Annotated in this window: 11 protein-coding genes; 8 read left to right on the top strand and 3 right to left on the bottom strand. The window is 46.0% G+C overall.

Annotated features, from left to right (window positions below; translation table 11 throughout):
- Positions 1-124: 124 nt before the first annotated feature.
- From NSS87_RS07565 to NSS87_RS07555, 3 genes are read left to right on the top strand one after another with little or no spacing between them, the layout of a single operon-like run.
- Positions 125-1,006 carry a sugar ABC transporter permease gene (locus NSS87_RS07565; protein ID WP_339245998.1) on the top strand — a complete coding sequence of 294 codons (882 nt, stop codon included), beginning with the start codon at positions 125-127 and terminating at the stop codon, positions 1,004-1,006.
- The gene (locus NSS87_RS07560; RefSeq protein WP_339245997.1) at positions 1,006-1,845 is read left to right on the top strand and encodes a carbohydrate ABC transporter permease; all 840 of its coding nucleotides are present in this window, start codon (positions 1,006-1,008) and stop codon (positions 1,843-1,845) included. Before NSS87_RS07565 ends, NSS87_RS07560 begins: the two co-directional genes overlap by 1 nt.
- Before the next feature lie 38 nt (positions 1,846-1,883).
- Positions 1,884-3,149, top strand: a complete 1,266-nt coding sequence (locus tag NSS87_RS07555) for an ABC transporter substrate-binding protein (RefSeq protein WP_339245995.1) — start codon at positions 1,884-1,886, stop codon at positions 3,147-3,149.
- A gap of 80 nt (positions 3,150-3,229) precedes the next feature.
- On the opposite strand, the gene NSS87_RS07550 is transcribed toward NSS87_RS07555, so the two are convergent.
- Positions 3,230-3,811 carry a TetR/AcrR family transcriptional regulator gene (locus NSS87_RS07550; protein ID WP_042185894.1) on the bottom strand — a complete coding sequence of 194 codons (582 nt, stop codon included), beginning with the start codon at positions 3,809-3,811 and terminating at the stop codon, positions 3,230-3,232.
- Between the two features lie 294 nt (positions 3,812-4,105).
- Here NSS87_RS07550 and NSS87_RS07545 point away from each other — a divergent pair, with 294 nt between their 5' ends.
- The 3 genes from NSS87_RS07545 to NSS87_RS07535 all read left to right on the top strand — a co-directional run bounded on the left by NSS87_RS07545 (position 4,106) and on the right by NSS87_RS07535 (position 8,842).
- Positions 4,106-5,548, top strand: coding sequence for a DHA2 family efflux MFS transporter permease subunit (locus tag NSS87_RS07545; protein ID WP_339248460.1), 1,443 nt, complete (start codon positions 4,106-4,108; stop codon positions 5,546-5,548).
- A gap of 257 nt (positions 5,549-5,805) precedes the next feature.
- On the top strand, positions 5,806-6,423 hold the full coding sequence (locus tag NSS87_RS07540; protein WP_339245992.1) for a TetR/AcrR family transcriptional regulator: 618 nt from the start codon (positions 5,806-5,808) through the stop codon (positions 6,421-6,423).
- A gap of 28 nt (positions 6,424-6,451) precedes the next feature.
- Positions 6,452-8,842 (top strand): MMPL family transporter, encoded by a 2,391-nt coding sequence (locus NSS87_RS07535; protein WP_339245990.1) that lies wholly within the window; start codon positions 6,452-6,454, stop codon positions 8,840-8,842.
- Between the two features lie 714 nt (positions 8,843-9,556).
- Here NSS87_RS07535 and NSS87_RS07530 read toward each other — a convergent pair.
- Positions 9,557-14,014, bottom strand: a complete 4,458-nt coding sequence (locus NSS87_RS07530; protein WP_339245987.1) for an endo-1,4-beta-xylanase — start codon at positions 14,012-14,014, stop codon at positions 9,557-9,559.
- 559 nt (positions 14,015-14,573) lie between these two features.
- On the opposite strand from NSS87_RS07530, the gene NSS87_RS07525 reads away from it, so the two are divergent.
- Positions 14,574-17,228: a cation-translocating P-type ATPase gene (locus tag NSS87_RS07525; RefSeq protein ID WP_339245985.1), complete on the top strand. Its 2,655-nt coding sequence runs from the start codon at positions 14,574-14,576 to the stop codon at positions 17,226-17,228.
- Between the two features lie 118 nt (positions 17,229-17,346).
- Here the strand turns inward: NSS87_RS07525 and NSS87_RS07520 are convergent, their stop codons facing one another.
- Positions 17,347-17,793, bottom strand: a complete 447-nt coding sequence (locus NSS87_RS07520) for a V4R domain-containing protein (protein ID WP_339245983.1) — start codon at positions 17,791-17,793, stop codon at positions 17,347-17,349.
- Between the two features lie 334 nt (positions 17,794-18,127).
- Here NSS87_RS07520 and NSS87_RS07515 point away from each other — a divergent pair, with 334 nt between their 5' ends.
- Positions 18,128-20,059 (top strand): ATP-dependent DNA helicase, encoded by a 1,932-nt coding sequence (locus tag NSS87_RS07515; protein ID WP_339245981.1) that lies wholly within the window; start codon positions 18,128-18,130, stop codon positions 20,057-20,059.
- Positions 20,060-20,095: the final 36 nt, after the last annotated feature.

The following is a 20,095-nucleotide window of genomic DNA, read 5'->3' as shown; positions in this document are numbered from 1 at the left end:
AGGGCTGTCAAGCCTGTGTTGAAATCATTCTGAGCAGCGATAATTTCAAGTATGTTTGTTTCGCTTAATCACCAATCCGGTTATAGAATGAAAAGTTTACATTAACAAAAAGGGGTGAGGAACGATGGACCATAGAAAAAGATCACGCCTGATGCAGCAGTTTGTTTTTGTCGGGCCGACTTCCTTGTTTTTCTTTATGATTGTGCTGATTCCTTTCTTTTTAGGACTCTATTATTCTTTTACCAGTTGGAACGGAATCTCACGTGATGTGGAGTGGACCGGACTCCGGAATTATCTACATATCTTCACAAAGGACCCTTCCTTTCTTCATTCATTCTGGTTCACGGCGAAGTTCACTTTCTTCGGTCTGATACTGACCAATCTGCTCGGCTTCGCACTCGCTTATGTACTGACCCGCAAGCTATTCACGCGCAATGTCCTGAGAACGGTATTTTTTGTACCTCATGTTATCGGTGGACTTTTGCTCGGGTTCATTTGGCAGTTTATTTTTGTCAGAGGGTTCTCCTCGATTGGACAGGCTACGGGCTGGTCCTTCTTTAATCTTCCGTGGCTGGGCACCGGAGGGACAGCTTTCTGGGCGATTGTGATCGTATTTGTCTGGCAAAATGCAGGGTACCTAATGGTCATCTACATCTCTGCAATCAACAACGTTCCCAAGAGCCTGCTTGAAGCCTCTAAAGTGGATGGCGCTGGACGCTTTCAGGCTTTATGCAATGTCACTATCCCACTCGTTATGCCAGCTGTTACCGTCTGCCTATTTCTGTCTATCTCTTGGTCGTTTAAGCTGTTCGATCTTAACCTATCGCTGACCAAGGGTGGTCCCTTCAAAGCTACCGAATCTGTAGCGTTGAATATTTATAATGAGGCCTACACCATCAGCCGGTTCGGAATGGGCTCGGCCAAAGCGATGATTTTCTTCGTTATTGTGGCCGTGATCTCCCTGCTACAGGTTAGAGCAACCAAGAAAAGAGAGGTGGAGCTGTAATGGAGACTACCGCCAAGAAATTCAATGTTCCCCTGCTGCTGATCGAACTGCTTGTGATCCTGCTGGGACTTTTATTCCTAGTACCGTTTTACTTTTTGCTGGCCAACTCAGTGAAAAGCTACAGCGAGATTCTTTCGGATTCCGCTGCGCTCCCCTCCGTATTCCAGTGGAGCAACTACGCCGAAGCTTGGAAAGCTATCGATTTTCCACATGCCTTCCTGAACTCTTTTATTATCACGGTGATTAGTAATATTCTGCTAGCGTTCCTCTGCTCTATGTGTGCCTATAAAATGGTACGCAATAACAGCTTGTATAACCGCTTGCTTTATATTGCTTTAGTGGCCGCTATGGTTATTCCGTTTCAGGCGATCATGATCCCGCTGGTGCAAGTTGTTAGCGGTCTGGGCGTCATGGATTCAACCGCAGGTTTGATTTTAGCGTATCTTGGATTTGGCGCCCCGATGACTGTGTTTCTATTCCATGGCTTCGTCAAATCAGTACCTCTTGATATTGAGGAGGCTTCGAGAGTAGACGGCAACAGTCCTTATGGTACCTTTTTCCGGATTGTGCTTCCGCTCATGCAGCCGATTATTGTCACTGTCATTATTCTGAATACCCTGTGGATCTGGAACGATTACCTGATGCCTTCGCTTATTCTGCAGGACCCGGTGCTTCGCACCATTCCCATCGCCACTTATAGCTTCTTCGGACAATATACGAAGCAATGGGATTTGGCACTTCCGGGACTTGTGCTCGGGATTACGCCCGTGGTCATCTTTTTCCTAGCGATGCAAAAATATATTATTGAAGGCATTGCCCAAGGCTCTGTAAAGGGCTAACGATACATGTTATTTTCAGCCAGAGAGGATGAATGAATATGAGAACCAAACGTGGAATTCTCCTCGCATGCTCCCTGCTGCTGGCTGCTCTGACAGCCGGCTGCGGACGTGGCAGTGACAATGCGAATGGAGTTAAAACCGTGCATATCTACCAGTTCAAGGTTGAAATATCTGAAGCGCTAGCTTCGCTTAAGACTGAGTTTGAGAAGGAACACCCCGATATTAAGCTGGAGGTGCAAAGCGTGGGTGGCGGGACCGATTATGGTGCCTCCCTACGCGCCAAGTTCTCATCTGGAGATGAACCGGATATCTTCACCATTGGTGGCAACAATGAACGTGATATGTGGATGGAATATCTGGAGGATTTAAGCGGTGAAGCTTGGGCCAAGGATGTAAAGCCCCTTGCAGCAGAACAAATGACTGCAGATGGCAAGCTCTATGGCATGCCCATGAATCTCGAAGGATACGGCTTCATCTATAATAAGGACCTGTTTAAGAAAGCAGGCATCACCGAGAAACCCTTAACTCTAACCTCTCTGCGCGAAGCCTCCGAGAAGTTAAAGGCAGCAGGCATCACACCTTTTGCAAATGGATATCAGGAATGGTTCGTGCTCGGCAATCATAATGTGAACGTAGCTTTCGCCCAGCAGCCAGATCCCGAAGCATTTATCGCCGGGCTTACGGACGGCACCAAAACTTTCGCTGGAGACCCGGTTTTCTCCAAATGGATCGACCTGCTGGACCTTACTGTAGAGTACGGCAACAAAAATCCACTCTCCACCGACTATAATACCCAAGTCACGATGGTAGCGAGCGGAGAAGCCGCGATGATGCAGCAGGGTAACTGGACGCAAGGACAGATCGACGGCATCGATCCTAATCTAAATCTGGGTATCCTACCGATGCCCATTGACGACACCCCAGAAGACAATGACAAGCTGTATGTAGGCGTGCCAAGCAATTGGGTGATCAATAAAAACTCCCCCGTTAAGGAGGAAGCCAAGGTCTTCCTGGATTGGCTGGTCACCTCCGAGACCGGGAAAAAGTATATCACTAAGGAATTCCAGTTCATCCCTGCGCTCGACAGCATTAAGGGCACCGAAGAAGATCTTGGAGCGCTGGGCGCCGAGGTGCTGGCTTATACCGATAAGGATCAAGCGCTGACCTGGAACTGGACCCGTCTGCCGAACGGGATGCCGCAGGAATTATCCAGCAGCATTCAAGGCTATCTCGGTGGCAAGCTGAACAAGGAAGGTATGCTGAAGGAATTCCAAGTCAACTGGGATAATCTCAGTGTGCAGTGAGTTACCCGCTCTGTACACGATCGTAAAGAAAAAGCCGCGCAGCGATGCACGGCTTTTTCTTTACGATCGTATTCATTTGACTAGTTCGCACGCAGCATACTAATTTGTCTGGCAAGATACACTGGTGTATAGGGCATGTCATCTCGAAGCCAAGAAATAACCGTGCCAATCAGGGCTGCTGAACCGTACCAAACGGCAATGTCCTTCTGTATGGGCATCTTGGAATGCTCAGCAGCACCCTCCTTTTTCTCCTGGTGTGCAGAGATGATTTCCGCCATCAAGTTGAACAGACGGTCTGTAAAAATAGGGCTTCTTTTCGATGTGAGTATCACTTTATAGAATTTGGCATTTTCCGCAATATGCTTAAGCAGACTCTCTAATATCCTCAAATTCTCTTCTTCAACCGATTCGTGATCGTTGTCATCGTTGTTGACCACTTGTAAAATGTCCTCCACCATCTCATCCGCCATCTTTTCCAACATATCCGGGAGATCCCGATAATGCAGATAAAAAGTAACACGATTGATTTTAGCCCGCTCTGCAATACGGTTTACTGATATTTTCTCAATATCCATTTCCTCAAGCAATTCAATCACAGCATCTCTAAGCAATTGACGTGTACGAAGTACCCGGGGATCTGTACGTTGCGTTGTGTTATTCATCTTACTCTCTCCAATCTTTAACTTTCATATCGTAAACTACAATTTATAAAAAATTGTTGTTTTTTCATGAGAAAACACTACAAATTTAAAATGAATGTAAACTATTTTACATTTTTTCGCAAATCGTTGCTTGATTACATGAAAATTTCATTTATAATCTAATTCATGCATTGTAAACTATACAACACACTGTAAATTTAGTCCATGATCGACGATTTGAGAGGATGGAGTGGAGTGAGTACAAAGACAGAAGTATCAAGCAGTTCCGTAAAAAAGGGACCCATCTTATTCATTATGATTTTGGGCGCTTTTCTTGCGACACTGAATCAGACAGTAATGAGCGTTGCCGTTCCCGAGTTAATGCATGATTTTAATATCTCGGCTGCAACCGCTCAGTGGCTGACAACAGGCTATATGCTGGTTAATGGTGTTCTAATCCCAATTACAGCTTATTTGATGCAACGGTTTACGACACGAGAGCTTTTTCAAGCTTCCATGTTTATATTTTTAGCTGGAACGATCGTCTCAGCCATCGCGACAAACTTCCCTATTCTACTGACCGGGCGTATGATTCAGGCAGCTGGCGCTGGGATTATAATGCCACTGCTCACAAATGTCATCTTGACCCTGTTCCCTCCTGCAAAGAGAGGGGCTGCCATGGGGATGGTAGGGTTAGCCATTATTTTCGCACCTGCGATTGGACCTACTTTGGCCGGATATATTTTGGAGCATTATTCTTGGGAGACTATGTTCTATGGCATGATTCCTTTGACCGTCATTGTAATCATCTGCGGATTTATTTATTTGAGAAATGTATCGGAGCGCATCTATCCTAAGCTGGATATTGTTGGTGTAGTTCTTTCTACTATCGGTTTTGGCACCTTGCTGTATGGCTTCAGCCGTGCTGCAAGCGCAGGCTGGTCAAGCGCGGAAGTACTGTTGTCTCTTGGATTGGGTGTCCTTTCCCTTGGCTTATTCGTTTGGAAGCAACTAGCTTCCCATAACCCGCTGCTTGATCTTCGGGCCTTCAAATACAGTATGTTCTCCTTAACAACTGTCATCAGTATCGCAGTTACAATTGTGATGTATGCAGATATGATGCTGCTGCCTCTGTATCTGCAAAATGCCCGTGGCTTTACAGCGATGGAATCCGGCTTACTGCTGCTTCCTGGTGCGCTCATTATGGGTTTATTGATGCCGGTAACCGGAAAGCTGTTCGACCGGTTCGGGGCAAAGTGGCTCGCTATTATCGGTCTACTGATTACAATTGCAACTACACTAAGCTTTGTTAATTTAACGGACTCAACCAGTTACATGTATCTGGTATATATGTCAACAGGCCGCCGGATCGGTATGGCTCTGCTCCTTATGCCAATACAAACTTTAGGGCTAAATCAATTGCCCTCCAAGCTTAGTGCGCACGGTACAGCAATTTCGAATACCATTCGACAAGTGGCTGGCGCAGTGGGAACTTCCTTACTCGTCACCGTAATGACGAGCCGTACTACAACGCATATGAAGGATATGCTGGCCTCGGGCAGCACACAGAACGGAACACAAGAACATATGATTATGGAAGCTTCCATTCAAGGTATCAATGATTCCTATCTAGTTATTGTTGGTATCGGCATTCTTGGGCTGCTGCTCTCTTTCTTCATTAAACGTGTTGGGCAAGCGCCTGATCCGGAGCAAGAACCCGAAGTGAAGCTCAAAAAAATTATTGCTAAAGAAGCTTAATATATAGAAGCAATTAGCACTATTTAAACCAACTTGCAAAAGAGATCAGCGATGTTAATCATTGCTGATCTCTTTTTAGTCTGACAACTACCCTGCTTACAAGCTCGGGCGGTTAAATACCCTGCATCCTGAATATAACCCCCACTCACTTCTAAAAAATTGCCCATTGCGCAATCTTGCCCTTTGGGCAATAATATAAAAATAGAAAATAGAGCACAGAATGTCCTCTGTACTTAAGAAAGGAGATCGCATAGAACTTGAACCCCAAACAGACGCTGCGCGACAAAAAAAAAGAAGCTACGGCCTATGCCTTAGCCAAATCTGCCTTCGAGCTTGCGCTTGAACTAGGGATGGACGACTTCATCGTCGACGACGTTGTACAGAAGGCTGGCTACTCCCGGCGGACCTTTGCCAACTACTTCTCGTGCAAAGAAGAGGCGGTAGCAGCATATTTTATCAGCAACTCTTCAAGAGAAGATAAAAGCATGTTATTCGATAACCTGCCACCAGATGCAACACCGCTAGATGCCTTGTACAAATTGTTCAAGCTGCAGTTTACTTCCGAGTTTCTGTATCAATTGCGGCAGTTCGTATCGCTGGCTAATCAGTATCAGTCACTGGAGCCTTATATTCTCAGCGTATTCCGCCGCCTGCAGATTGCCGCACAGGAAGTGCTCGAACAGTTCACTCATGGACGTTATGCCGACGGGTATACACATCTTCTCGCAGGCGCCGTTTACGGAGCGTTCGTGCCGATTCTGGATGGACGTCTGAACGTCATGCTGCCAGGTGAAGCGCAGGATGAACACTCCGATGCCATATCGTTCGATCAATATCTAAATTCCATGTTTACTTATTTACGCAAAGGCTTTTAATTTAGAGATACAAAGGAGAAACCATAATATGTCTACATTTCTATACCGATTGGGCAAATCTGCATATACCAAGCCCTGGTATTTCCTTACCGTCTGGATTCTGATTCTCGGTGTTATAGGCGCCCTGCTTGGTGTCAATGGCATCCAGTCCAGCTCAGAAATGAAAATTGAGGGCACTGAATCGCAAAAAGTACTGGATATGCTGGTCAAGGAACTTCCAGCAGCTGCTGGCGGTCAGGCGAGTGTTGCCTTCACCGCGCCTGATGGAGAACGGCTAGATACGCCGGAGAGATCAGCACGGATTCTGAAGGCTATAAATGATGTCTACAGCATGGACTATATCATCAATCCTGCTGAACTGGCCGCGCAAGCCGCGGCGGCTGCGGGTCAAGCTGCAGGAGCAGACCCATCAGCAGCTGCCAGTGGCCAAACTGCCACTGCAGACCCTTCGGCGGCTGCCAGTGGCCAAACTGCCACTGCAGACCCTTCGGCGGCTGCGGGTCAAGCTACTGCTTCGGTTCAGGCCGTTCCTTACGGGCCACTAATCGTTGATGGTGCTCCGGTTCCCGGCGTCATGCTGTCTGCCGACGGCAGCATCGCCCTGTTCCAATTCCAGTTCACTGTTCAGCAGACATCACTCCCCTCTTCTGTACCAGATAACGTGATTAAGGCTGTAACCGAAGTCGAGCAGGCAGGCTCCGGGATCACAGCCATTCCGAGTGATTCGCTCAAAAGCACACCGTCCATCGGATCTACGGAAGCGATCGGAGTAGCCGTCGCAGCAGTTGTGCTGTTTATTACACTCGGTTCGATTGTTGCAGCCGGACTGCCGCTGATCACCGCGCTTCTTGGCGTCGCGATTAGCGTCGGCGGTGCTTTTGCTCTTTCGAATATTGTGCACATGAATGACATTACACCCATTCTCGCAGTCATGATCGGTCTGGCTGTTGGTATCGACTACTCCTTATTTATCGTGAACCGGCAGCGGCGGTTAATTCTCGATGAGAATTTAAGTGCCAAGGAAGCAGCAAGCCGAGCGGTCGGCACCGCCGGCAGTGCAGTATTCTTCGCCGGACTGACCGTCATCATCGCCCTATGTGGCATGTTGGTCATCGGCATCGGCTTCTTGTCAACCATGGCTCTCGTTGCTGCTGTCAGCGTGCTGATCACTGTTCTGTTGGCGCTTACCCTGCTGCCTGCGCTGCTGGGTCTCGTCGGCGAACGGATCTGCACCGCCAAGGCACGTTCAAAGAACGTAGCTTCCGCGAACAAAGCCCGTAACGGGTTCTCACACCGCTGGGCGAACGCAACGGTAAAATACCGCTGGGCTATCATTGTTCTAGTGGTCTTGGTTCTTGGTACAGCGGCGATTCCAGTAACCAAAATGGAGCTAGGTATTCCGTCTGGCGCTTCGGCAAATCTGGACACTCCAGCACGCCAGAGCTATGACATCATCTCCAAGGGCTTCGGCGAAGGGTTCAACGGTACGCTACTACTGGTGGCCCAACCAAACAACCCGTCCGACAAGATTTCCATGGAGACGCTTGGTAAGCTGGTTCAAGAGCTGCAAATGCATGATAACGTCACGCTGGTGTCCCCGATGGGTGTCAACGCGACCGGAGATATTGCTATTATCAGTCTAATCCCTAAAACCGGCCCTACAGATACAAAAACGAGAGATCTGGTACAGGATCTGCGCGATCCTGCTTCCAGGCTCGCATCATCAAATGATGTAACACTTGGTGTGACCGGCTTCACTGCGATCAACATCGATATGTCCTCCAAGCTATCCGATGCGTTTCCCGTGTATATCGGCATCATCGTAATTCTATCCCTAATTATACTGCTGCTTGTTTTCCGGTCGGTCATCGTTCCGATCAAGGCGACGGTAGGCTTCATTCTCAGTGTGCTCGCTACTTTCGGTCTAACCACGGCCGTATACCAGTGGGGATGGCTGCACTCCCTGTTTGGTTTTGACACAGGAGGCCCACTGCTCAGCTTTATGCCAATTCTGGTCACCGGCATTCTGTACGGACTGGCGATGGATTATCAGGTATTCCTCGTCAGCTCCATGCGTGAGGCTTACGTCCATGGACGTCGTGGCAACGACAGTGTGGTACACGGCTACGATCTCGCCAGCCGTGTCGTACTTGCCGCAGGTGTAATCATGGTTTCCGTCTTCGCTGGCTTCATCTTCGCACCTGATGCGATGATCAAGCAGATCGGATTCGCACTGGCCTTCGGCATCCTGATCGATGCTTTCATCATCCGCATGACGCTCGTTCCGGCAGTAATGGCCGTCTTCGGAGACAAAGCCTGGTGGCTTCCGAAATGGCTAGACCGTCTGCTTCCGAACCTCGACGTCGAGGGCGATAAGCTGATCGCCATGCTCAATGCCAAGGGAGAAGGTAAGAAATAAGAAGAGGACAGCCTTTGAATTGTCCTCCCCAAATTTTGAAGAGCATGACCCTGCGAACTACCTGCAGGGTCTGCTTTACTTTTTAAGGCATTGCAGTTCTCCTGTGTCAGAGAAATCTTCTCTATATTGATCGACGAACAAATCACCCTGTTGGGTGATTTGGCTTCTGTTAGTTTAAATTTGTAGCTTACGGAGCACACCTCGTTGCGCTTTCCACAGATTTTCGGTGGTTTGGCGAGAAAAACTCCAATGTAGAGGAGCATTTTGCTTAGGTAGAACGTGTTATAGGGAAATCCTCCCTATAAATTAGCTCACAGCCGTTATATGAGCAGATTATACGGAATTTCTCCCTATATATTGGTCAATTTCAATAAAACACACCGAGTTCAGCTGAATTATAGGGAGGATTTCCCTATAATCTCTCCACATGAGCTTTTAATGTAGAATTATAGGGAGGATTTCCCCATAATTCTATAGGTTTGACCCTGAAGCGAGGAACAAAAAGCAACTCCTATAAAGAAGCCAATAAACACGTGCTCCGGCACTCCTTTCGTGCACCCCTTGAACTAATTTCTGGCATAGCCCATATCCGTTGTGTCCTATACAAAACAAGAACAGCGATTCTCCATGGATGGGAGAATCGCTGTTTTCTGTCGTTACGTTTTTTTTGATATTTCTTGTAACCGCCTATAAAGACTTTCTCTCCAAGCTAGCCTACAGCTTCCAGATGCGGTACAAGATAACTGCTGCTTCAGCACGGGTAAGCGTGTCGTTAGGCGCAATTCTATCGTTCTTTCCGTTCACAACTCCGAATTTGACCAACAATAATGCGCTGTCTTTCGCATAGCTGGAGATGCTTGCTTCATCCAGATAAGCATTTAAAGTTCCACTCGCCTTGATTTGCTTACCGGATGCCGCTAGCGCACGCGCAGTCAGCACCATCATATCTTGGCGAGAGACTTCAATGTTTGGTCGGAACGTATCATCTTCAAAGCCTGTGGCAATTCCCAGTTCCTTCGCGATGACCAGTTCATCATAATAATAGTCCGTCTTTTGGACATCGCTGAACAATGCTGCACTTTTGCCCGTTCCCTTCAGTTCAAGCGCTCTCACGAGAAGAGCAATGAAATCCGCTCGCTTCATAGAATCTGCAGGTGAGAAGCTATTCACGCTCGTTCCTTGGATGACATCGCGAGCAGCCATAACATCTATGGCTTGTTTTGCCCAAGATACGTTCTGCAGGTCTCCGAAGTTTTTCTTTACAAAGGTTACTGCATAAATGCTGAAGTGGGTCGTTTGAAATACAACCGTTTGGGTTGCAGCATCATATCGACCGTTCGGAACCGGTACTACGTTGCCGTTATCATCGATGTACCAAACAACGATTAAATCCGGATTACTTAGTTCCTCCGCTGTCGGTGTATACGGAATGGATACCGTGACAGGAGCGTTAGGGTTATTCCATGGAATGACTTTATCGCCTGATACTACGCTTAGATCAATAACCGGATGGCTGCCGATCAAATTGCGGGTAGCTGCACTCAGGCTGTCCGCTGAGACTTTACTTATGCGTATGGACACTTGCTCAGCATGGTCTGTTAAGTCGGGCAGCATATTGCTTGGAATTTGGATTGTAGCATTTTCCGTCTTAAGCAATAGTTCAAAGTTTTCTTTCCCCATCAAGCTTTGGGTTGGCAATTGTATATCATACACTTTCGCATCCGTCTGCTTTGGTACTTCGATCACGATTTGTTTCTTGCCGTTTGCCGCTGCTGTAGCTTGTTCAAGCGCTTTTTTCAAGTTGTCGCTGGAGATCGTGCCTACGGCACGCCCGTTATCGGATTTCACCTCCAGTGTAATCGTAACAACACCCTCTTTGTTTGTAATGGCTACAGGCTGTGGAGTTGTTACTACATTACTGGTGTTGCTGCTGCCAGATGGTGCATTTGTTGGTGTTGGTGTTGGTGTTGGTGTTGGTTCCGTATCAGTTGATTTCCCCTTGAGGGTAAGTACACCGTAAACAGATGTGTCCATATATCCAGTACCGGTTGTATCGTTCCAAGCCGCAACACTTTGACGTGAGCCGTCTTTAGCATCATTGATCTGTACATCGAAACCAAGCTTTGTATCGTCATCCGGAGTTATCCCATGAAGCGGAATCTTCACTTCAACCGTGTAGTTTGTTCCGGAAATGTGAGTCGCCGACTCGAAACCAGCTGCGATGCTTGTTGGATTAAATGAAGTCTCGTTGTCAAAATTGACTCTGTACTGCCCATCATCCTCTTGATAGAACGTTGTTTTCCCATTGTTTTGGTCCACGAAGATTTCAACCGAATCCTGTTCATGTGCGTTCACACTGCTCTTATCAAGCTGCGTATCGCTAACCTGGATCAGGACATAAAGATTTTGATCATCCCAGAGTGCTTTTGCCACTCCGCTCGCTCCCTGCCAAGCTGTTTGATAACGGTTGATCGGCATTTCGGCGGTCTGGCTCCAGATCTCATCAACCGTTCCATCAATGACAGGTGCAGCGAATTTGGCGGTCGAATGATTGGCTTCAACCGTTTCAAGCTCATGCTCTTCAATGAACGTATCAGGATCGATAACGCCATAGTAAGCTGGCTTGGCTTGTAAGTTCTTATCGAACAGTAGTGGATTGGACGAAGCTCTCCAGCTCGTGTTATCATCCATACCCCAGAAGGTAACGCGTTTGATATGCTCATCGTTAGCTCTGAAGATATTTAACAACTGCGCATACAGATAACCTTGCGCATTAGCGAGCTTCTCAGAAAGCTGATAGTTGCTTCCAGCCTGAATGTCCAGCTCGGTAACGCTAACTTCGACACCCAAGGAAATAAACTTCTCCAAGGACCGCTCCACATTTTCCGGGTTTGTATTGATGCTGTAATGTGCTTGCATGCCGACACCATCAATAAGCAATTTACCAGGGTGAGTGAGCGCATATTTATCATTAATTTCTTTGACCATACTGTAAATGGCCTGCGCTTTATTCTGATTATCTTCGTTATAATCATTGTAATAGAGTTTAATATTCCAATCAGGATTCGCGTCTAGAACTTCTCTTGCCGCCAGGAATGCCTGCTCTACGTAGTCTGCGCCGATAGCACTCTTCCATGGGGCGGATCGCAGTGCAGTTTTCCAATCCGTTGGGTTAGACGGGTTATCACTCATCGCCTCATTGACAACATCCCAGGAGATCACCTTATCGCCAAAATGCTCCATAACGGTTTTGATATGAGTCCTCAAATTTTCTAGAGCCTCATCCCGTCCCAAGGGGATCGTGTTGTTGTCTGCATCTGATGTTGTATTCATCCATGCTGGTGATTGCTGATGCCATACCAATACATGGCCATGCATCTGCATTCCCTCATGCAACACTTTATCTACAAGCTCATCCGCACCAGTGAACGTGAAGTTGCCCTTTGTAGGCTGCAACGCATCCGGCTTCATGGCATTACCTGCCGTAGCGACATTATGATGCATTTTCAGAAGTTCAAGTCTTACGCCTTCCAAATCCTCCGCAGATATTGCGTTTCCGATCAAAAAATGATCTTCATAAGCATCTTTAATCGGAATCAGATCCTTTTGAATACCAACCGGACCCGATCCTGTTTTTTCAAAACTGATGTCGTCGATATAAAAAGATGCAGTACTGTTACTTGAGCTTTCCACATAAATGGTCAAATACTCGCTGCTTACATTGTTATAGCGGTATGTGCCTTCGAACTGAACCCAGCCATCGTTTGCGCTGATGGTTTTAGGTGCGAGTTGTACATAATTGGCGCTGCTTCCATTGCCAACCTGGGTAGACAGCTGAAGCTGGGAGCTTGCAGGCTGGATCAGCTTGACCCATAACGAAATTTTATATTCGTAGCCCTTGTCCACATATTTCTCCATACGTAATGAAGGCCCATGCCAGGTGCTCGTTCTGCCCTCTACCTTTAAAGCATATGAACCGTTATCCGTATGATTCGCTTCATCGGTAATAGTAAGCGTCTCGCTACCTGCTCTGCCTTCAAAACCACCTGCTTTTTGATCCTCAAAAGTAACCGTAGTAAAAGGTAACGCTGGATCTCTAGGTGGTTCTGGTGTTGGTATTGGTGTCGGCTCTGCTGTCACCTTTTCTGTAACCAACACATCGCCGATATAGAACGGAACTGTTTTCCCTATCGCGTTCGATTGGACGCGAAGTTTCGTATCTTTACTCGTATCTACGATGAATTCTTTCGTCAAAGTGATCCCTTTGCCAGCTTCATAATCCCCACTTGCCAAAAGGGCATAACTGCCTATCGCTTGTATATAAGCTTGTGCACCGCTAGGTACAGTCACATCAGGATCAACGTACACTGTTGCGGTCACCGTGTAGGTTTTACCATTTTTCAGGCCTATGTCGCTAAATGTAAAATCAGCCGCGTCCCAATCATTTGTTCTATCGCTAACATATAAAGCGGCACCATCAGCATTACCAGCAAAAACCTTACCGGTGACAGCTGTTAGATTAGCACTACCTGATTGTGTAGCTAAACCCTTGCCACTCACAAAAGATTCGTGATAAATTTCTTTATCCGTTTCTGTTACCGCTTTTTTTGCCGTGATGAGGACGTCCCCAATGTAAAACGGAACGGCTTTACCAATCTCGTCCGATAGAATACGTAGCGTCGTATCTTTACTCGTATCCACAGTGAATTCTTTAGTCAAAGTGATCGCTTTACCTGCTTCATAATTTACACTTGCCAAAAGACCATAGCTGTTTATGGTTTGGAGATAAGCTTGTGCGCCGCTAGGTACAGTCACATCAGCGTCAACATAAACGGATGCGGTCACCATGTAGGTTTTACCGTTTTCAAGGCCCATGTCACTAAATTTGAAATCAACCGCGTCATAGTTATTTGTTCTGTTGCTTACATATAAAGCCGCTCCGTCAGTATTGCCAGCAAATGCTTTATCGGTGACAGGCGTAAGACTAGCACTGCCCGATTGGCCTGCGATGCCTTTGCCATTCGCAAAGGTTTCGTGATATACCATTACTGAGTCTGATGGCACTGTCGCATCGGGTGCTGCAGCTTCCGTAATTGGAGCCAGCCAGCTAGACGGAATAAGCAAAGCAGCTGCGAGTAAGATCGAGATGACTTGTTTGAACATTCTACTCATTTGTTGCATTCCTCCTCCAGTGATTTTGGAAATTAGGTACTCACCTAAATTTTCTAGAACCAGCCCTTTAAAATGAGATAACAGCATTGGTAACTTAGACATAACCAGATTTTTTCTTAAAGATCCACCCCCCATTTGTAACCGCTTACATATGTGCTTACACCATTTTACAACTCCGACACAATTGACAACTATACTAATACTAAAGGTGTTACCCCCCATAATCATAGGAAAACACACGAAAGATCCAGGAATTCCCTATGTCTTCCCATGTATTAATACTTCTTCATAGGTAATCCAATACTATTCATTAAAAAGATTTCACAATATGGACGATTACGAATGATCTTTTTTTAGATATGTGCATACTAAGCTCCATATTTTGAAACTTGCGCCAAGTTGAATCGTAAGTTTGAAGATAGGTCCTGAAGTCTACTGATTTGACGAACTGATATACCATACTTGTGTAGAACACGCAGTTATGTGCACTTATGCAGTAAATCGAAGCTTATGAGACCTAAAAAAAAAGACACAGCACAGCGGAGAGGAGCTATCATTAGTGGAGTATTACCGCAAGAATGTAACAGACAGTTTACAGGAAGTGCAGAGTACAACTAACGGGCTTACGTCGGCAGAAGTCGACAAACGACTGGAACGTGATGGTTACAATGAATTAAAAGGAAAGAAAAAAGATCCCCTCTGGAAGCTTTTTCTTGAAAATTTCAAGGACCCTATGGTGGTCGTACTGCTTATTGCGGCCATTGTCCAGATTGTTATGGGTCAAGTTATGGAGTCGCTTATCATTTTCCTCGTGTTGATTCTCAATGCAGTTATAAGTGTCATCCAAACTCGTAAAGCGGAGAGTTCACTTGATGCCCTGCAGCAGATGTCGGCACCCGAGGCTAAAGTGTTGCGGGATGGAGCCTTAAAAACCGTCCCTGCCAGAGAGCTTGTTCGCGGTGACATCGTATTACTGGAGGCTGGAGATTTCGTACCTGCCGACGGCCGTATCATAGAATCGGGAAGCTTGAAGATCAATGAAGGCATGCTGACCGGAGAATCCGAAGCTGTAGAGAAGCATACGGATACCATCGCGAAGGAATCTCCACTCGGAGACCGTCGTAATATGGCGTTTAGCGGTTCTTTGGTTGTATATGGCCGTGGAACTCTTGTAGTAACAGGAACTGCACTGACAACCGAAATCGGCAAAATCGCTGAACTCATTGAGAGCGCCGAAGCCAAGCAGACGCCACTACAGCGTAAGCTCGAAACCTTTAGCAAACAGCTGGGTGTAGCGATTATCGTGCTGTCCGTTTTGATCTTTGCCATCCAAGCCGGACGTGTTTGGCTGTCGAATGATACAGTGGATACCACGGAAGCCATCCTGAATGCCCTAATGTTTGCAGTCGCTGTGGCAGTCGCCGCTATTCCTGAAGCTCTATCCTCGATCGTAACGATTGTCTTATCCGTAGGTACGAATAAAATGGCTAAGCAACATGCGATTATTCGTAAGCTGCCAGCCGTCGAAGCACTTGGATCAACCAGTGTCATCTGTACGGACAAAACCGGTACTCTGACCCAAAATAAAATGACAGTTGTAGATTACTTTTTACCGGAAGGTGATCGTGATCAATTCAATCAAGAGCCCGAAGAATGGTCTGAGGAAGCCCGGCGCCTCCTACACATTGCCGTGCTTTGTAACGACTCTAACATTAATGAAGATGGTAAAGAACTAGGCGATCCAACTGAGGTGGCACTTATTGCCTTCAGTAACAGCATGAATAAAGATTACAAGGAAATACGCGACAATTTCCCTCGTGAAGCCGAACTTCCTTTTGACTCGGATCGCAAGCTAATGACGACCTTACACACTTTTAACGGACAAAAAGCAATGATTACTAAAGGCGGACCAGATGTACTCTTTAGTCTTTGTACGTATGTACTACTAAGTGGACAAGAAGTGCCGATGACACCGGAAGTTCTTGATCGTTTCATTGAAGCCAATGAGGAATTCTCCAGCAGAGCACTACGTGTACTGGCCTATGCTTACAAAACTGTACCAAATACAGTCACTGAAGTGGGTCTTGAGGATGAACAAAATCTGGTGCTCGTAGGCTTGACAGCTATGATTGATCCCCCTCGGGAAGCTGTCTATGGCGCGATCGCAGAATCCAAGAAGGCTGGAATTCGGACCATCATGATTACCGGTGATCATAAGACAACCGCACAAGCGATCGGACGCGATATCGGTCTTATGACCGAAAAAGAAATTGCCGTAACCGGTCAAGAGCTTGATGCCATGTCCGATGAAGAATTGGATAATAAGCTTGAGCAGATTGGTGTGTACGCCCGAGTCTCCCCGGAGAATAAGATCAGAATTGTCCGGGCGTGGCAACGAAAAGGCAAAATCACAGCCATGACCGGTGATGGCGTAAATGACGCGCCTGCCTTGAAGCAAGCAGATATCGGTGTTGCTATGGGTAGTGGAACCGATGTTGCTAAAGATGCGGCTGCCATGATTTTGACTGATGATAATTTTGTATCCATTGTGAATGCTGTGTCTGTAGGCAGAACGGTATTCGACAATATCAAAAAAGCGATCGCCTATTTATTTTCAGGCAACCTGGGTGCGATTATCGCTATTCTGTTTGCCCTGATCTTCGACTGGATTAATCCCTTCACAGCGATTCAGCTTCTATTTATCAATCTGGCGAATGATTCACTGCCCGCCATTGCCCTTGGTATGGAGAAACCTGAACCTAACGTGATGAATAGAAATCCAAGGGAACTGAAGGAAGGTATATTTGCCGGAGGAATGATGCAGGCTATTATTACCCGTGGTCTACTTATAGGTATAGCCGTAATTATATCCCTGTATATCGGACTCCAGCATTCCCCTGATATGGGCGTGGCTATGGCATTTACAACCCTGATCCTGTCTCGTACACTTCAGACCTTTGCCGCTCGCTCGAACAGTCAAACAGCTATTGAAGCTGGGTTTTTCAGCAACAAATACGTCATCGGAGCCGTTTTGGTCTGCTTTGCCTTTTACGGGATTGCGGTTCTGCCAGGAGTTAGAGAAATCTTCTCGATTCCGGCTTCATTCGGAATGTCCGATTGGCTGATTGCAAGCGGGCTGGCACTCGGCGCCGTCATCCTAATGGAATTGACGAAGGTTATTCGTAGAGCGTTTACTCCTAAATCAGCTTCTTAATCACAATTTAACAAAAAGAAAAAACAGCGATTCTCCGAGAATGGAGAATCGCTGTTCTTCTGTCATTTACAGATCTGATTCAAACATCCGTATTATGATCAAAATATCACGTAAATTTTTAATATTTGACTATGTATTCACAACATTCATCCCCATGAACATTACATTTCACTTCCCGGACGGAAACTCGTTTCCCACGTATTTTGCTAAGTGCTCCTTCGATAATGGCCCCCTCTAGATCACATACCATTTTCCCTTCCATAATAGGTAACCCTTCGCAGAAACAATCGTGTACTGCAATTGACATTCCCTTGTCATCTTCATGGGTTATTATTGGGATCCCTATCTTCATTTGTTCGAATAACCCGAATAGTTCATTAACGGAGGTAACACCAAACTCTTCCCCAATTTTTCTTCCTATGGTCAACGTTGTGCCCTTACCATTCATGGGTAACGCTTGGTATAATCCAATAAGTCTAATCGTTCTGAAAAGCTCTAAGGGTACAGCATCACCCAAATTTTCTCTCTTTATTTTTTTCATATCTGTAAAAGTAAACTGATCCATGCCCGTAGCCTCCAAATTCTTATGTAATTTATATTTCAAATTTAATTGATATATTGAGTATAAACGTATCCAATAAATGCTTTGTGATCCTACGCACTTCCTATCCCTAATGATTGGAAGAACAAGGGTTAAAAATCATTATTTTATATTCTGACACTTGACTGTTAGCGCTTCATCTACGATAATTACAACCTCACCCAAAAAACTGGGACTGGAAGAAAATTGATAATGAAAAGGGGCGGTCGTTATTAGCTGGTTAAGTGATCTATATAAATTACAGAAGCGGGAGCTAAAAAAGGACATCGAACCCTCTTTAGTCAATGCCATCTTTCGGATGTATGATAGATTTCCCAGGATTGGACTTAAAGAGCGGATCGGCCAGCAAGATATGTCTCTGGATATCGCTGATGCTTATATTAATGGTAGAAACGCAATGATTGAAGCTGGAGTCGGCATCGGTAAGTCCTTTGCATACCTCATACCCAGCCTGCTCATCAACCAAGTCTCAAGGCAACCGATCATTATTGCAACATCCTCCATACAACTTTCAGAACAGATCCATAAAGATCTGAGATTCATCGGAAGCCGGCTCGGATTTACATCGGTTCGCTCCGTAGTCGGAAAAGGTATGGGGCAATATGCTTGCCGATACAGGGCAACAGACCTGTTACAACCTGATGATTCAAGCTCTCCTCTATCTACGCTTGCCCAGCGTATTGTGAATTATGACATTGATGAGAGAGCAGATATTAAGGGCGGAGTTAGTGATGCAGTATGGTCTAATGTTTGTGTGAATGATTGTAAATTTGAACGATGCCATTATAAAAGCACATGTTCATTTTACGAGATGAGAGCGAAGATTAACGCCGACGCCAGCGACATGGATTTTATTATCGTCAACCAGGACCTGCTCATCCGTGATTTGATCAAGAAAAAAGAAGGAACGAAGGGATTAATCGCTGAACGGCCAGCTCTGATCGTAATTGATGAAGCTCATAATCTGGAAGCAAAGGTTAGAGATGCTAGAACGCTCGAGTTTACATACCGGGGAACCTGCCATATTCTGGATGACACCTTACAGATTCTCTTCAAGCAATCCGCAGATAACGGCCTTTTGCCGCAATTTAAATTTTTAAAAAGATGCGTGGCTCATATTTTCAAACAGGTAGAAGCGGATTTGCTGCAAACAGCCAAGCAGGATAATGACCGGATAAAAGTGTCGGAGATCACAGGGATTCCGTTAAAGCGGGGGGCTCAGGTTTTGAAAGAGTTTAGTCTCAGCTTATCCGTCTTAACTTCCAAGCATGAGCGAGAGATCGATAATCTTTTTGAAGCTATAAACGGACTTATAGATCTCTTTGATGTACTCGCCGGAGTCCAGGATAACTACCTGATTTGGGGAAGCAATACCCAGCGTGAGGCCACTATTAGTATCTGTCCTAAAGGCATAAGCCAGTTCCTAAGATATAGCTTATTTAACGGGAAAACATCTGTTATTTTAACGTCAGCAACCATGTGCCAAACCGGAGAAACACTAGAGGAACAATATGCATATCTGACGCAGTCGCTCGGTTACAAGGGAGATTATATGGAGCGCCAGGCTTCGCCGTTTGATTATGACAACCACACCATGCTGTATATTGCTAAGGACATCCCTTACTACAACCATCAGAACAAGGTAGGTTATCTTGAAGCGGCATACAAGGAAATGCTGAGGCTCTGTAATTTAACGGACGGACGGACATTGGTTCTTTTTTCAGCGAAGGAAGATATGAAGTACATTCATAATAAGTTAAAATCCGAGAAGCTTGCATGGGCGGTGCATGTTCAAAGAGAAGGATCGTCTCAGGACGGGGTGATCGCTGACTTCCGTGGCAGTAAAGGCGTCCTTCTTAGTACCGGTGTATTCTGGGAAGGCGTGAATATCGAAGGTTCTGATTTGTCACAGTTAATTATTTTCCGTCTGCCCTTCCCTGTTCCTTCCGATCCTGTCTATGAATATAAGGCATCTTTGGCGAAGGATCCCTTAAATGACGTTTTTGTACCGGACATGCTGCTTCGGTTAAGACAAGGAACCGGGCGATTGATCCGTAGTGAGACTGACCTTGGTGTACTCAGCATACTTGATTCCCGTCTGTCTGCTGCTGCGAAAAAGGATTACCGGGATAAGGCATTGGAATCTTTACCATTTAAAAAGGTTACCGAGGATTTTAGAGTGCTGGAGAAGTTTGTAAAAGAAAAAGAGATACAACTTAGCGTTAAGTAGAACAGGCTGTGCCGTCCTCTAAGGAACGCGTATTTT

The organism is Paenibacillus sp. FSL F4-0243, assembly GCF_037963295.1.
GTDB lineage: Bacteria > Bacillota > Bacilli > Paenibacillales > Paenibacillaceae > Paenibacillus_AQ.
The sequence above is the reverse complement of the archived record's forward strand: the minus strand, read 5'-3'. Positions and strand labels throughout refer to the sequence as shown.

Coding starts and splice junctions, on each gene's coding strand:
- NSS87_RS07565 (WP_339245998.1), top strand. CDS start 125: ATGGACCATAGAAAAAGATCACGCCTGATGCAGCAGTTTGTTTTTGTC.
- NSS87_RS07560 (WP_339245997.1), top strand. CDS start 1,006: ATGGAGACTACCGCCAAGAAATTCAATGTTCCCCTGCTGCTGATCGAA.
- NSS87_RS07555 (WP_339245995.1), top strand. CDS start 1,884: ATGAGAACCAAACGTGGAATTCTCCTCGCATGCTCCCTGCTGCTGGCT.
- NSS87_RS07550 (WP_042185894.1), bottom strand. CDS start 3,811: ATGAATAACACAACGCAACGTACAGATCCCCGGGTACTTCGTACACGT.
- NSS87_RS07545 (WP_339248460.1), top strand. CDS start 4,106: ATGATTTTGGGCGCTTTTCTTGCGACACTGAATCAGACAGTAATGAGC.
- NSS87_RS07535 (WP_339245990.1), top strand. CDS start 6,452: ATGTCTACATTTCTATACCGATTGGGCAAATCTGCATATACCAAGCCC.
- NSS87_RS07530 (WP_339245987.1), bottom strand. CDS start 14,014: ATGAGTAGAATGTTCAAACAAGTCATCTCGATCTTACTCGCAGCTGCT.
- NSS87_RS07520 (WP_339245983.1), bottom strand. CDS start 17,793: ATGGATCAGTTTACTTTTACAGATATGAAAAAAATAAAGAGAGAAAAT.
- NSS87_RS07515 (WP_339245981.1), top strand. CDS start 18,128: ATGTATGATAGATTTCCCAGGATTGGACTTAAAGAGCGGATCGGCCAG.